Raw genomic sequence first — 15,181 nt, 5'->3', positions numbered from 1 at the left:
CCGCAAATAGCGGGATACAGCGAAATTTTGATTTGTAAAAAATTGATGGTGAAAAGACCGTGAAGGAGGGAATTTACTTATGTTTTTCTTATCTCTCTTGTTATTAGGCAGCGCTCTCTGGATTACAATCGACCTTTCATACGGGAGAATTCTTCATTTAAAGCGCGTACGCTCTCGTTCTTTCCCTTTACGTCAAAGTGATTTTCGCCTTTATACATACGGAAATGATCTGTACGATGCTCTCTTTACTGATATAAAACAAGCTAAACACCATGTGCACGTCTTATTTTTCATTGTAAAGAACGATAACATAAGTCGTAAGTTTTTAAAGTTACTGATCGATAAAGCACAAGAAGGAATTGAAGTAAGACTTTTACTCGACCGGTTTGGAAGTCATTATTTATCAAAAGAAGCAATTTACTCCCTACAAAAGCATGGTGTTTCTTTTTCATTTTGTCACAAAGTGAAATTTCCTTTTCCTTTCTTTTCTGCAAATCAAAGAAACCATAGAAAAATTACAGTTATTGACGGGGAAATTGGTTATATTGGTGGATTTAATATTGGCGAGGAATATTTAGGGCATAATCAAAAATTAGGGTTATGGAGAGATTATCATTTACGTCTTACAGGAGAAGGGATACAAGATTTACAAAAACAATTTTTACATGATTGGCTCGACGATACAGACCAAAATTTATTAGATTCATCTCTTTATTTTCCTACGCAACAACCAGGGGCCGTTCTACATCGTTTCATCCCTACTGATGGTGCCTATTTACAAAATACATTTTTACATTTAATCGAAAGCGCGAAAACAGAACTCTTTATCGGTACACCATATTTTATTCCTGGAAAAAAAATTATGAACGCATTATTAAAAGCACGAAAACGCGGGGTTCAAATAACTATTCTCGTTCCACAAAAGGCTGATCATGCCCTCGTTCGAGAAGCAAAATTCCCATATTGCCGAAAGTTAATACAAGCTGGTTGTAATATTTACGCTTTTCAGCAAGGGTTTTTCCACGCAAAAATTATTATAGTAGACGATCATATTTGTGATATCGGAACCGCTAATTTTGATATGAGAAGTTTATATATTAACCATGAAATCAACTGCCTTTTATACGATAAATATTTCATACAAGAAGTAAAAAGTAAATTCGAGGAAGATTTGGGGCGCTCCTCATTACTTTCCTTTGAAGATGTCAGCCCTCTCTCCATTATTGATAGAGGAAAGGAATGGATAGGAACGGTACTCGCGTTCTTTTTATAGGAAAATTTCAAAAGCTAAAGAGGTGGATCACATATGATAATGCGATTTGGATATGTCTCACACGCTATGGCATTGTGGGACTGCTCTCCTGCTAAAACGATGACATTTACAAGCTGGAAAAAACTAAACAAACAAGAGCGTGAAGATAAATTGTATAATGTCACACTACAGAATCTAGAACACACAATACGCATCCTTCATTACAATATTGCACACGAAATTCCATTATATCGTTTATCATCTTCTATCGTTCCACTTGCAACACATCCTGAAGTTGAATTTGATTACATTCAACTATTTGCTCCACTATGGCGTAAAATAGGAGCATTAATTCAAGAACACAATTTACGCGTAAGTTTTCATCCAAATCAATTTACGCTATTTACAAGCGACAAACCACATATTACAACTAATGCAATTACAGATATGACCTATCATTATAACGTGTTAAATGCTATGGGAATTGCAGATTCTTCCTACATTAATATCCATGTAGGTGGCGCGTATGGAAATAAGGAGAGGGCAATCGAACGTTTTCATGAAAACATACAAAAACTTCCGTACCATGTAAAAAGACAAATGACTCTTGAAAATGATGATAAAACATATACAACTTCTGAAACTTTGGCTATTTGTCAAAAAGAGCAAATCCCTTTCGTGTTCGATTATCATCATCACATAGCGAACCTTTGTAATGAACCGCTAGAAGAATTACTTCCTATGATATTTAAAACCTGGTCACATACAAATGTCCTTCCTAAAGTTCATATTTCTTCTCCTAGATCAGAAAAAGAATTTAGGGCCCACGCAGATTATATTGATTTAGAATTTATTAAACCTTTTTTACACATTACAAAAAAAATCAATCATAATTTTGATATTATGATTGAAAGTAAACAAAAGGATTTAGCACTTCTTCAGTTAATAGATGAAATCGCTTCTATAAGAGGGATAAAAAGAACAAATGGCGCAACGTTACAATGGTAATTTGTAACACTGCGCTATTTTTTCAAAAAAAAGTAATTCTTATAGCAAAAAACATCCCAATTTATATGCTATTATTTAAATTAGCATTTTCCCCCTGCGATTCAACTTTATTGAAACGGAGTCATAATATGATTAATCAAAAAAAATATGTACAATTTGTCATGATGTATATAATTATATTTTCTCTTTGGATATTCCTTATCCCTAGGAGTTTAAATATAAAAGAAATTGGAATTCTCTTCTTATTTTGTTTTGCTACACTCTTTTCTTGCTATTGCTTATATAAAGCAATTAAGAAGATGAAGCACGGTGACAAACTATTTTGGGTTCTAGTACTATGCACTTGTATATGTGGATTAGCTATGGAGATAACTTTATTTCTTCATTCACTTTCTATATATGATCAAGTCATATTCTCATATAAGGCATTGCCTTTTTTCATCATACAATATATTTTGCTCTTTTCTGGCTTTGCTATAAAGTTTATAAAACATTACTCTATTAGAGGCCTTGCTCAATTTTCATTCGATAGCATCTTTATTGTTATTATGAATATTTATTTTACCTTAACTTTTATTTTGGATTTTTCGAGCTTTCGTATGTTAACAACAGATACGTGGTTTTTAATTGGATACTTTATTGCACAATCATTAGTGATTTACGCCGTTATTAGTCTATATAGAAGAGAACAATATTCTTCTAGTAGAATTTCGTTAATTATCGGCTTTACTATCATACTTGTATACGGATATATACACCTATTCCAGTTAAACTCAGGAATGAAACCTTCTTCTGAAGTCTCTTACTTAATACATACTGCTTCAATTTTATTAATCGGTTTATCATCCATACTATATATTTTGGATAAACCCATGCAACATGAAACGAAAGCGAAATATTATCGATTCGATTATGTGCGCTTTATATTACCATATTTCAGTATAATCATTACCTTTGCCTTTATTCTTATTCAACCTTGGGATGATAAGTTCATGTTAATCGGTCTCGTATTATCACTCATCTTATTATTCCTACGACAACTTTACATGTGGAAAGATAATCAAGTACTAATCGATACGTACGAACAGTTGACTACACAACTAGAAGGAAAAGTTGAAGAAGGTGCATCTGCGTTATCAAAAAGTGAACAACGTTATACATCTTTATTCGAAGATCATCCTGATGCCGTTTTCTCTTTAAATATGAATGGCATTTTTCAACAATCTAATAAGGCTTGTGAAAGCTTATTTACTGCCTACTATTGTGAAGTCGAAAGCTATTCCCTTCTACACTTCATTGATCCACAAGATCATGAATTATTGAAGAAATCTTTAAAAATTACAAAAGAAGGTAAGCCACAAACTCTAGAAATTCGTACAAAAGAAAAAGAAGGCTATTATTATTACCTTCACGTTACACTCATCCCTACTTTCATAAATAAAGAAGTTGTTGGGATGTTCGGTATAGCACGCGATATTACAACTTTATATGAAAAACAAAAACAAGTAGAACATTTAGCCTTTCATGATGCACTTACTGGATTACCAAATCGCCGAAAGTTTGAAAAAGATTTAAAAATTATTTTAAATACAGCTCAAGCTAGCGCAAATGATGTTGCCGTCATGTTTCTTGATTTAGATCGATTCAAAAAAATTAACGATAGACTCGGTCATGACGTCGGAGATTTATTATTAATTGAAGTAGCAAAAAGGTTACGCGGTTGCTTACGTTCAAAGGATATCGTTGCTCGCCAAGGTGGAGATGAGTTTACAATTCTATTACCAGATATGTACTCAGAAAAAAGTGCGGCTTTTATAGCTGAACAGATTTTAACTATTTTAAACAAACCATTCTTCATTAAAGATGAAGAACTATCTATTACACCGAGTATCGGAATTGCTATGTATCCTGATTATGGAACAGATGTAACAGAATTAATGAAAAATGCTGATATGGCTATGTATCGCGCGAAAGCAAATGGAAAAAACAGATTTGTTTTCTTCTCAAAAGAAATAAGTATCGCCCAAAATGAAATCCAATTCTTAGAAGGTGAACTTGCAAAAGCATTACAACAAAATGAATTTTTCCTTGAATACCAGCCACAAGTAAGCACAAAAACAAAACAAATTATTGGTTTTGAAGCATTAATTCGTTGGAAGCATCCAAAACTCGGTATCGTATCTCCTGCCCAATTTATTCCTCTAGCGGAGGAAACCGGCTTTATTATTGAACTTGGAAATTGGATTTTACGTACTGCCTGCTTAGAAGCAAAAAGATGGCATAATCAAGGATTTTCTCATTTAAAGGTTGGTGTGAATTTATCTGTTGTTCAATTCAATCACGCAGATTTAATATCAACTATTTCAAAAGTCTTGGAAGAAACAGAACTAAAGCCGGAAGCGCTGGATATTGAGATTACAGAAAGTATCGCGATTAATCAAAATCATTCTGTAATTGCTAAACTAGAAGAACTTCAAAATCTCGGTATCCAAATTTCAATTGATGACTTTGGAACTGGTTATAGTTCTTTAGCTTATTTAACGAAATATCCAATCAATACCTTAAAAATTGCTCGAGAATTTATTTGTGGAATTACGAATAGCCCTTTAGAAGAAGCGATTATCGCTTCCATTATTAAGCTATCAAAAGAACTAAAGTTAGAGGTTATTGCGGAAGGTGTAGAAACAGAAGAACAATGGAAGTTTTTACAAGAACAAAACTGTGACCACATTCAAGGATTCCTCTTTAGCAAACCTGTTTCTAGTAAAGATGTTTGGATGTTACTCCACAAAAAAACAACCGTCTAAGTAAGACGGTTGTTTATTTTAATGTTCAAACGGTAAATCTGAAGCTAACTGTACTTGCTCTTGTTGATTTGTTAGCGCTTGCTCTTGACTTACTCCAAATACAACACCTGCCAGCATTGTTACTGCTACTAAACTACAAGCAAGAAATTTCTTCATATTTATTATCACCCTATGTTTTCTTTTTTGTAAATATACCATAAAAACACGCTTACAAAATATGCATATATGCATATTTTAACTAAATTCAACTTAAATATTTCTTTTTCTTTAATAAAGTTTCTTTATATGAATGTAAATCTAATAAATCAAAGAAGAAAGATGCTTTTTCATACACTTCTTTAATATCATTTGATGAATAATCTAATTTCTCCAGGCACTCACCCTTTTGGTAATATAGTTGCCCAATTAACTCCATACTTCCCATATAGCAAGAAGCTTCAATTGCTTCATTTACTTGATACAATGCCTCTTCAAACTGATCACTCAAATATAAAGATTTTGCATAATTATATCGAACTTTAACTATAAATACTTCATTATTATGTGATGATTCTAATTGTTCTAAAATAGTTCTAAATGATGCTATTGCTCTGTCCAATTGATTATTTTCCGCGTAAATACTTGCAATGGAATTTTCAATATACAAATTTTGAAATACATCTACCCCTCCATATGATTGATGTACAATTTTTTTCAACTCTAAAATGCAATATTCAAAATCAATTTTCTGCAAAACATATGCAGATAAATAATAGTACCAAAGAAGAAACTGATTAAATTCTGGATGAAACTTTTCTTTCTTAAGTTCATTTGAAGTGATTTTATAAATTTCAGCATATTGTTTCTTCTTACTCAATACTTGAATCTTATCTTTAAACTGCTTCTTTCTTTCAATATCAGAATAAATGAGTACCTCATAAAAGTGAATAATGGGAACTTGTAACTTCACCGCAATTCCTTGTAATATATCCATACTTGGGTATACCGCACCCGATTCAATTCGGCTCACTTCCGATTGATGACATACATTATCGGAGAGTTGTTTCTGTGTTAATCCTCTCATTACCCTAATTTTCTTTATTTCGCTTCCTAATTTTTCTGCGTGCATACTTACTCACCATCCCATTATAACAATCTAATTTTTTTCAAGTTGTCATACCACTACAATAATGTGAATTCGACAATTTTTGATATGAAATAATGCATAATATATATAAAATTCCGCAAATTCCTCATACAATTCATCTCACATACACAATACAAGATTAGGAGTGTTATAGATGAATTATAGAAAACTTGCTAGTGCTTTCGTTACATTCGGCCTTCTTTGTCCTTTATCAACAGAAGCTATTCACGCTCAAGAACTAGATAAAAATGAAGTAAAAGTTGAAATTGCTCAGCCTGGTTTAACAATCGGAAAATTAACACAACCTCAAAACGATACAAAAGAGAATATTGCTAAAAAGTATTTAAAAGGTGAGGCAAATGGGGCTAAAGCTCAACAAGAGCAAGTTACTACTGAAAAGAATGTCGATTTTCAACCTACAAATAAAGAAACAAAAGAAAATCAAACCGAATTACGCCTTGCACAAACGTACAAAAACTATAAAGTATATGGTCAAGATCTCATTGTAAAAGTAGATAAAAATGGAGTAATTACAACTGTTAGTGGTAAAGTTGCCCAAAATTTAGACCAACAACTTAATCTTACTATAACAAATTTTTTGTCGAAAAATGAAGTAAAATCTAAATTACGCAATATACTTCAAATTCCAAGTGATGCGAAAGAAACAGAATTTTCTAGCGAAACGGTAGTTTATAAGAAAAAAGATGGCTACTATACATACGCAACGGTCCTTACATTTACTTATGAAAACAATGAACAAGTTATAAACGGAAATGCAATCATGGACTTACAAACCGGTGAAGTACTTTTCCAAGAAAAGTTTATTAAAAATAAAGAGAATAAAACTATTAATCAAGTAACAGCACCTAAACTATCACCAGCGAAAGAACAAGGAACTGGGAAAAATGCGCTACAAGAAAATGTATTATTTAATATTGCGAAAGGCTCTGATGAAAAATTTTATTTAGCTGATTTATCCCGCGGGAATGGTATTTATATTTACAATGCAAACTATGCTGATTCCCTTGGTGGCAATAGCCAAGCTGGTTATCCAGGGACACTTATTTCAAGCGACAACTCTAACTTCTTAGATAAAGAAGCAGCTGGTGTTATGAAAAATATGAGTGATATTTACGACTATTTTAAGAAAGAACATAATCTGAAAAGTTACGATAATAAAGACTCAAAAGTTGTTGCTAGCGTCCACGGATTTGATTCTACTGAAGTTAGTGATGGTGTAAAAGAAAACTATGTAAATGCATTTTGGCATCCAGGTTGGAATCAAATGGTCTTTGGTGACGGGCTAAATGGAAAATTAACCTCTGCTCTTGACGTAACAGCCCATGAATTTGGACATGCTGTATTTAGTGGTACGACGAAAAATAAAATTGTGCGATATCCAAGTGCTGAAACATCTGCGCTAAATGAAGGTCTAGCAGATTTTTGGGGTACACAAATAGAATATTACGTAAAGAAAGATAAAGGAAATTGGATTATGGGTGATACGTTAGGCGGCCTAACAATTCGTGACATCCCAAGGGAAATTGGTGACGGTGGCAACAAACTATATACAAACTTACAAGATTTCTATAATGACGGAAATGATCAAGAGTCGCATGTAAATTCTGGTATCATTAGTCACGTATTATATCAATTAGCTGAGGGTAAGACATACAACGGGATTGCTGTTCAAAAACAAGGCAATGAAAAAGTAAGTAAAGTTATTATGCGTGCATTGCAAAACTACGCAACTTCAGCAGAAGATTTTGAATCACTTCAATCTCACATTGTACAAGCTGCAAAAGATTTATATGGCAATACAACATCGACAGAATTCGAAAAGGCTTTCCAAGCACATGGATATAAAGCACTAGCAAAAATTAGTAAAGTAGTAGAAGTACAACAAGGAAAATAAGCAAAAAAGAAGTTTACCGACTATAGGTAAACTTCTTTTTTATATCCAGCCCTTTTCTTCTGCAATTGTAATTGCCTCAATTCTATTTTTTGCATCAAGCTTCGTTAACACTTCAGAAATATAATTACGTACTGTACCAGGTGAAAGATAAAGTGCCTTCGCAATTTCATTTGCCGTCTTTCCTTCTTTCGCGAGTAAAAGCAATTCTTTTTCACGATCTGATAACGGATTTTGCTCCTGCCATAAGCCAAACATTAAATCTTGAGAGATCTCCCGTTTTCCTTTCATCACATTACGAATTGCTGCAGCTAAATCTTCACTCGGGCTATCCTTTAACAAATACCCATGCACGCCAGCTTTCATTGCTCGTTCAAAATACCCTGGGCGAGCAAATGTTGTTAAAATCATTACTTTGCATGCCGATTTTTCTTTCTTTAAAGTTTCAGCAACATCTAATCCACTTTGAATCGGCATTTCAATATCCATAATACTTATATCGGGTTTTAGCGATTCAATTAATTTTAGCGCCTCTTCCCCATTTGCAGCTTGCCCAATTACTTCAATATCATCTTCTAGATCAAGTAGGGCTCCTAATGCCCCTCGAAGCATCCGTTGATCTTCTGCAATAATAATTCGAATCATGCCCTCACCTCATCTTTTCCTGTTCTAATGACAACTGGAACTTTTACTGTTAATAGTGTCCCTGGATTTATCGTATCCAGTTCAACAAATCCATCAATAAGAGCAATTCTCTCTTTCATACCGCGTATACCATTTCCATCATGGTTTTGATCTGCTAGACCGATACCGTTATCTTCTACGATCAAAATCAACTCACCTTGTGATTCTAATACAGAGACTGTGCACCGCGTTGCCTGACTATGCTTTACAACATTCGTCACTGCCTCACGCAAACACATCCCAACAATATTTTGTTCAATTGGTGATAACGAACTTGAACTTGCTTCTTGCTTTACTTCTAATTCAATATTAGCAGCTTGTAAAATTGCCTTTATTTGCTCTAATTCTTCTTCCACTGTAATCATACGCATATCAGAAATTAACTCTCTTAACTGCTTTAAAGCTGTACGAGATGTTTGTGTAATTTCCTTCGCTTCCATACTTGCACGCTCTGGATTTTTCACAATTAACTTCTCCACGAGCTGGCTTTTTAAAGTAATAAGAGATAACGTATGCCCTAACGTGTCATGAAGATCTCTTGCGATTCGCTGCCGTTCTTCACGTTTTACTAAGTCTTTAATTTGTTCATTTGCTTCGTTTAATTGATTTTTCAACATCTTTTTTTGATTAAAATTACGCATCCCAAATGGCGTAAGAAGCATTAAAATAAACATCGGAACGATATTCACTAAACTTGTAGTTGTTAATTGATTAAAGTTTACAAATATAAAAGCTCCCAGCATTACAATTAACAGGCCCCACATCAATCGAAATACTTTTTTACTTGGCGCAAATCCCATCGCACTTGCCGTAAAAAATCCAAAGAAAATCATGAAAGGATTATAAAATACAGCAAATAAAAAGGTTAGTAACATTTGAATACACGCCCACAAAATGAACGTCCTCTGCACAAAATACAGTTGACGGTATGTGACGATGAAAACCATCAACATACCGATCCCTATTGCAAGCTTCCCCCCTGATACTTGTGTTAAATTATAAATTGGAAATAACAGATACACTAACCACATATATGGGAAGAAACCCATCTGTTTCGGAAAAACTTCAAACCTCTTCTTCTCTATCATTTATACCGCTTCCTGTCTTTTTCTTATATATATTGATACAACAACAAATATAAGGAAATAACCTCCTAGTACCGCGATATTTTCCCAACCAACTGACTTCCCGGCTACAATATCCCATGCCCCGCTTCCGAAATGATATGTCGGTGTCCACTCACCAATCGTTCTTAATATTTTAGGGAATACTTCAATCGGCATCCATAACCCGCCAATTACAGCTAAACTCATATTTAAAATATTCGCTAAGCCAGCAGCTGCATCTGCCTTCTTAATGGAACCGATCACTGTTCCTAACGCTAGAAATGGTGTAACACCTAATAATAACCATAATCCGGCACTAATCCATTGTCCTACTGTTAACTCCACATGATTAATTAATATCCCTGCCATAAAAATAACTAAGATTGAAAAAGCATTTACTACCGTTTGGGCAATAATCTTTGCTGTTAAATATGCCCCCTCTGGAAGTGGTGTAATTTTTAGAAGATGTGTCCATCCTTGCCCTTTTTCTTGAGAGATTCTCACACCAAAACTAAAAAGTGCCGTTCCTACAATGCTAAAAGTCGCCATTGAGATTAAATAATGTGCTTTCCAAGCATCTCCGTTTTGTGGCACTTGAACGACATTTGTGAAAATGTAGTAAAACATAACTGGCATTAATAATGAGAAAAAGATAAATAATTTATTACGAAACGTACGTAAAATTTCTATTTTGCATTGCATCCATAAAGCTCTCATGCAATTTCCCCCTTTTGATTTGCGACAAATTGTTCAAATGCTTCATCCAGACTTCCACGTTCAACTGAAATATCTGTTACAGGTAAGTTCTTTTGATAAATTGCTTGTAACGTGGCATCAGTATCCTCCGTTGTTAAAATAATCCGCCCTTCATTTGACTGTACTTCTGTTACATTCGGCAATTCCTTTAGCAACCTTGTAGGAATGCTTTCCTTTGAATAAAACGAAATCGTTTTTCGAGAAATCGTCGCTTTCATCTCATCCGGTGTACCATCTGCGATAATCTTTCCGTTCGCAAACAATAAAATACGATTCGCCAACGCATCTGCTTCCTCTAAATAATGTGTCGTTAAAATAATCGTTTTCCCTTCACCTGCTAATTTTCTAATCGTTTCCCAAAACGTTCTTCGAGACGTAATATCCATTCCAACTGTCGGCTCATCTAAAAATAACAAATCTGGATTTCCTGCAAGTGCGAGCGCAAAGTTTAACCTTCTTTTTTGTCCACCTGACAATTTCTCACATCTTTGCTTTCGCTCTGATTCTAAATTTGATAATTGTAGTAATGTTTCTTTCGCTACCGGGTTCGTATAGTAACTACGGAATAACTCAATTGCTTCATCCACTGAAATGCTATCAATAACACTTACTTCTTGTAGCATCGCACCGAAGCTATTACGAACATCTCTATGCTTGGGGCTTTTTCCAAATACAGAAACCGTTCCTTCGGTTGGATCTTTTAATCCAAGCATCATGGACATCATTGTTGTTTTCCCTGCACCATTTGGTCCAAGTAATGCTACTATTTCCCCTTTATTCACATGAAATGAAACATTATTTACTGCTTTTTTATGTTTAAATGTTTTAGAAACACCATTTACTTCAATAATCTTTTCCATCTCTCCACCCCCGCCGTTTCTTATATTTACATTGTATGCGCTGGAAAAGTTAGGAAACAGTATGATGCGTCATGACATCCATATGACAATTGTCATGTATTCTTTATGAGAGGAATCAACCCGCATGCCGCACACGAGTAGCAGTACAAAAATAAACATGATACAATCGGATAAGAGATATATTCGAGGAAGGACAGTGGTTTTCATGATTATTCGTAATGAACAAGATTTAGAAGGTTTACGAAAAATCGGCCGCATCGTTGCACTTGCACGCGAAGAAATGAAAAAGCAAGCGAAGCCAGGTATGACAACGAAAGAGCTTGATTTAATTGGTAAAAAAGTATTAGATGAGCACGGTGCTATGTCAGCACCTGAAAAAGAATATAAATTCCCAGGTGTAACCTGCATTAGTGTGAACGAAGAAGTTGCTCACGGCATTCCAGGAGATCGTGTATTAAAAGAAGGTGACTTAGTAAACGTAGACGTATCAGCAGCACTTGACGGCTATTATGCAGATACAGGTATCTCCTTTGTTCTTGGAGAAGATGAAGAAAAAGAAAAGCTTTGCCAAGCAGCAGTAGACTCATTTTGGGAAGCAATGAAAAAGGTAAAAGCTGGATCAAAACAAAATCAAATTGGTCGTGCTGTTTCTAACTTTGCACATAAAAATGGATATAACGTTATTCAAAACTTAACTGGTCACGGCATTGGTCTTAGCTTACACGAAGCCCCAAATCACATCTTAAGCTACTATGATCCAATGGATAATGCACTTCTAAAAGACGGCCTTGTTATCGCTGTAGAACCATTCATCTCTATGAAAGCTGATCATATTATTGAGCGCGGTGATGATGGTTGGACATTCGTTACACCAGATAAAAGCCTTGTTGCACAATGTGAACATACAGTTGTTGTCACTCGTAGCGAGCCAATTATTTTAACTCAACTATAATAAAAAACAGTCGTTTTGTAGATTCCTTCTACTAAAGCGGCTGTTTTTTATTATTTTTAAGTATGTAACATCCATATAAACAGAAAGCTTATACAAATAAAAAGGTGATACATCAAAGTATCACCTTTTTAACGGGGTGAGGCTGTCCAAAAGTACGGAAAACTCTTGAACAGCCTCGTATTTTCATATGGATGCCTTACATATATCACTGATGATAATTATGAAATGCGGAAACATAGTTACCATCACATGATTCAAACAAAACAAAAGAAAAGAAATCCTATAACGGATCTCTTTTCCCTACATAATCTAAAGTTTGGGTACACTAGATTCATGCAATGTAGGAGCCTTCAAAACAGAAAGCGATCCTTCATTTAAAATGATAGCATACATATATCCGCTAAAAATATGCAAATGTGCATATAGCGTTTTTTATTTCTCAACATACATTTATTGAAAATTCAGATATATAAAGGTAAAATAAGGTCGTTATCCGTCTTCTTTTGTCAGTCAGAGAGAATAGAAGAATGGGAGAGGAAAAAATGAGAAAATCACTGAAACAAAAAATAGTAAGCTCCTTGCTTGCTGTATCACTCGCCGTTAGCTTAGCTCCAATCGGACAAGCAAAAGCTGATTCCACGTCAGAAATTACACAGACTCCACCTATTACAAAACAAGTTGATGCAAACCGCGCTATCGAGCATATCCGTTTCTTATCCGAAACAATCGGTCCCCGTCCAGGTGGTACAAAATCAGAAGAATGGGCTTCTCGCTATGTTGGCATGAAGCTTAAGTCAATGGGATATGAAGTAGAGTATCAACCCTTTCAAGTGCCGGATCAATACGTTGGATTTATCGAATCACCATTAGGGACAAAGCGTAATTGGCAAGCTGGTGCTGCTCCCAATTCACTAATTTCTACAGAAGCTGTTACAGCTCCGCTTATTTTTGTTCAAGGTGGTACAAAATTGGACGATATTCCAAATGAGGTAAATGGAAAAATTGTTTTATTCGAAAGAGGTGCAACAGTAGCAGATTATAATAAGCAAGTTGAAAATGCTGTTAGTAAAGGGGCAAAAGGTGTTCTTTTATACAGTTTAATTGGAGGTCGTGGAAACTACGGACAAACCTTTAATCCTCGCTTAACTAAAAAGCAGTCTATCCCTGTCTTTGGTCTTGCTTATGCTCAAGGAAATGCGTTTAAAGAAGAAATCGCTACAAAGGAGACAACAATTCTTTCCCTAAAAGCGAGACATGAATCTAATTTAACATCCCTAAATGTCATCGCTAAAAAGAAACCAAAAAATAGTACAGGTAATGAAAAAGCTGTCGTTGTAAGTTCACACTATGATAGTGTCGTTGGAGCACCTGGGGCAAATGATAATGCTTCTGGTACAGGATTAGTATTAGAATTAGCTCATGCTTTTCAAAATGTAGAAACTGATAAAGAAATTCGTTTTATTGCTTTTGGTTCTGAGGAAACCGGCTTACTTGGCTCTGATTATTATGTTAATAGTCTGTCCCAAAAGGAACGCGATCGAATTTTAGGTGTTTTTAACGCCGACATGGTTGCAACAAACTATGATAAAGCAAAGAATTTATATGCAATGACTCCTGATGGCTCAACAAACCTTGTAACAGATGCTGCCTTACATGCAGGTAAGCAATTAAATAATAATCTCGTTCTTCAAGGGAAATTTGGCTCTAGTGATCACGTACCATTTGCTGAAGTGGGTATTCCTTCTGCACTATTTATTTGGATGGGCGTCGATAGTTGGAATCCATTAATCTATCATATCGAAAAGGTATATCACACGCCTCAAGATAACGTATTTGAGAACATTTCACCAGAACGTATGAAAATGGCATTAGAAATTATCGGAACTGGTGTTTATAACACTCTTCAAAAACCTGTTACTCAAATAGGGCAAAAAGCTGCTTAATAATACGTAAACCATCGATCTCTTCGGTGGTTTTTTATTGAGAAAAAATATATATGCATAAACGCATATTTTCTCCTATTAATTATCGTATACAATATTAACTGTAACGAAAATGATTACAACTAATAAGGAGGCTTTTCTACTATGAAAAAAATTATTCTAGCAGGCGCGTTGACTTTAGCAGGTGTTACAGGAGCTACCGCTTTTATTCCTGAAACAAAGGCTGCTGCAGCTACTCAAGAACAAAACTTCACAAAATTTTATTCTATTCAAACTGGCAGTAGCTCTGAAAAAGAACCAATTTACCTTAAAAAAGGACAAGAGCTAACAATTCATCCTAATAGTAAAACCCCTAGTTACAGCATTTACGATACAAATAATAATCTCATCGGACGTTATTCTGATGGTTATGGGAGAATTTTTACCGCAAAAACAGATGGGAATATATATGTTCAATTTCATGCACCTTTCGTTTACTACAGTCTTGTTAGCTTTTCTGTTACTTATACAATTCAATAGAAAAAGGGCCTCTTACAAGGCCCTTCTTTATGAAACAAATCCAATACTCGATCTCTCCACATTTTCTTCCATCGTAACCCCCCTGTCACTTATATAAGACGATGCAAACTCTCCTTTTGTTGGATATTTTTTTATTATTCCATATAAAAAAGCAATCACAACATCATGTGATTGCTTTTTATTTAAAACGAATACTCGGTGGCTTCGCGCCTTCCTCCGAGGCAAAGTACGCCTCTCTGTCAGGAGCTCCATCCAC

13 protein-coding genes are annotated in these 15,181 nt (G+C 34.7%); 7 read left to right on the top strand and 6 right to left on the bottom strand.

What is annotated here, in order from left to right; all coding sequences use genetic code 11:
- Positions 1 to 79 precede the first annotated feature (79 nt).
- The 3 genes from cls (at position 80) to QCI75_RS00745 (ending at position 5,067) form a co-directional block, all read left to right on the top strand.
- Complete coding sequence (gene cls, locus QCI75_RS00755) at positions 80 to 1,273, top strand: cardiolipin synthase (RefSeq protein WP_144504989.1); 1,194 nt, start codon at positions 80 to 82, stop codon at positions 1,271 to 1,273.
- Positions 1,274 to 1,306: 33 nt separating this feature from the next.
- Positions 1,307 to 2,260 carry a UV DNA damage repair endonuclease UvsE gene (uvsE, locus tag QCI75_RS00750; protein ID WP_144504991.1) on the top strand — a complete coding sequence of 318 codons (954 nt, stop codon included), beginning with the start codon at positions 1,307 to 1,309 and terminating at the stop codon, positions 2,258 to 2,260.
- A 128-nt stretch (positions 2,261 to 2,388) separates the two neighbouring features.
- Positions 2,389 to 5,067: a DUF4084 domain-containing protein gene (locus tag QCI75_RS00745; protein WP_353759832.1), complete on the top strand. Its 2,679-nt coding sequence runs from the start codon at positions 2,389 to 2,391 to the stop codon at positions 5,065 to 5,067.
- 18 nt (positions 5,068 to 5,085) lie between these two features.
- On the opposite strand, the gene QCI75_RS00740 is transcribed toward QCI75_RS00745, so the two are convergent.
- Both QCI75_RS00740 and QCI75_RS00735 read right to left on the bottom strand, forming a co-directional pair.
- A complete protein-coding gene (locus QCI75_RS00740) occupies positions 5,086 to 5,223 on the bottom strand; it encodes a quorum-sensing peptide PapR (RefSeq protein ID WP_144504995.1) in 138 nt (45 codons plus the stop codon).
- An 88-nt stretch (positions 5,224 to 5,311) separates the two neighbouring features.
- The gene (locus QCI75_RS00735; protein ID WP_353759831.1) at positions 5,312 to 6,175 is read right to left on the bottom strand and encodes a helix-turn-helix domain-containing protein; all 864 of its coding nucleotides are present in this window, start codon (positions 6,173 to 6,175) and stop codon (positions 5,312 to 5,314) included.
- A 172-nt stretch (positions 6,176 to 6,347) separates the two neighbouring features.
- Here QCI75_RS00735 and QCI75_RS00730 point away from each other — a divergent pair, with 172 nt between their 5' ends.
- Complete coding sequence (locus tag QCI75_RS00730; protein WP_353759830.1) at positions 6,348 to 8,108, top strand: M4 family metallopeptidase; 1,761 nt, start codon at positions 6,348 to 6,350, stop codon at positions 8,106 to 8,108.
- A 39-nt stretch (positions 8,109 to 8,147) separates the two neighbouring features.
- Here QCI75_RS00730 and QCI75_RS00725 read toward each other — a convergent pair whose 3' ends face one another.
- The 4 genes from QCI75_RS00725 to QCI75_RS00710 are packed head-to-tail and all read right to left on the bottom strand — an operon-like array spanning position 8,148 to position 11,511.
- Positions 8,148 to 8,750, bottom strand: coding sequence for a response regulator transcription factor (locus tag QCI75_RS00725; protein ID WP_098990780.1), 603 nt, complete (start codon positions 8,748 to 8,750; stop codon positions 8,148 to 8,150).
- Positions 8,747 to 9,877, bottom strand: coding sequence for a sensor histidine kinase (locus QCI75_RS00720; protein WP_353759829.1), 1,131 nt, complete (start codon positions 9,875 to 9,877; stop codon positions 8,747 to 8,749). The genes QCI75_RS00725 and QCI75_RS00720 overlap by 4 nt, the downstream gene beginning before the upstream one ends.
- Entirely contained in the window at positions 9,878 to 10,612 is a 735-nt protein-coding gene (locus QCI75_RS00715) for an ABC transporter permease (protein ID WP_353759828.1), read from the bottom strand.
- On the bottom strand, positions 10,609 to 11,511 hold the full coding sequence (locus QCI75_RS00710) for an ABC transporter ATP-binding protein (RefSeq protein WP_353759827.1): 903 nt from the start codon (positions 11,509 to 11,511) through the stop codon (positions 10,609 to 10,611). The genes QCI75_RS00715 and QCI75_RS00710 overlap by 4 nt, the downstream gene beginning before the upstream one ends.
- Positions 11,512 to 11,668: 157 nt before the next feature.
- Here QCI75_RS00710 and map point away from each other — a divergent pair, with 157 nt between their 5' ends.
- The 3 genes from map (at position 11,669) to QCI75_RS00695 (ending at position 14,925) form a co-directional block, all read left to right on the top strand.
- Positions 11,669 to 12,463, top strand: coding sequence for a type I methionyl aminopeptidase (map, locus tag QCI75_RS00705; protein WP_353759826.1), 795 nt, complete (start codon positions 11,669 to 11,671; stop codon positions 12,461 to 12,463).
- Positions 12,464 to 13,005: 542 nt separating this feature from the next.
- On the top strand, positions 13,006 to 14,406 hold the full coding sequence (locus QCI75_RS00700) for a M28 family metallopeptidase (protein WP_353759825.1): 1,401 nt from the start codon (positions 13,006 to 13,008) through the stop codon (positions 14,404 to 14,406).
- Positions 14,407 to 14,550: 144 nt separating this feature from the next.
- Entirely contained in the window at positions 14,551 to 14,925 is a 375-nt protein-coding gene (locus QCI75_RS00695) for a hypothetical protein (RefSeq protein WP_353759824.1), read from the top strand.
- The last annotated feature ends 256 nt before the right edge of the window (positions 14,926 to 15,181 follow it).

Source organism: Bacillus cereus group sp. RP43, from assembly GCF_040459645.1.
Taxonomy (GTDB): domain Bacteria; phylum Bacillota; class Bacilli; order Bacillales; family Bacillaceae_G; genus Bacillus_A; species Bacillus_A mycoides_C.
This window is presented reverse-complemented; position numbering and strand designations above follow the sequence as displayed.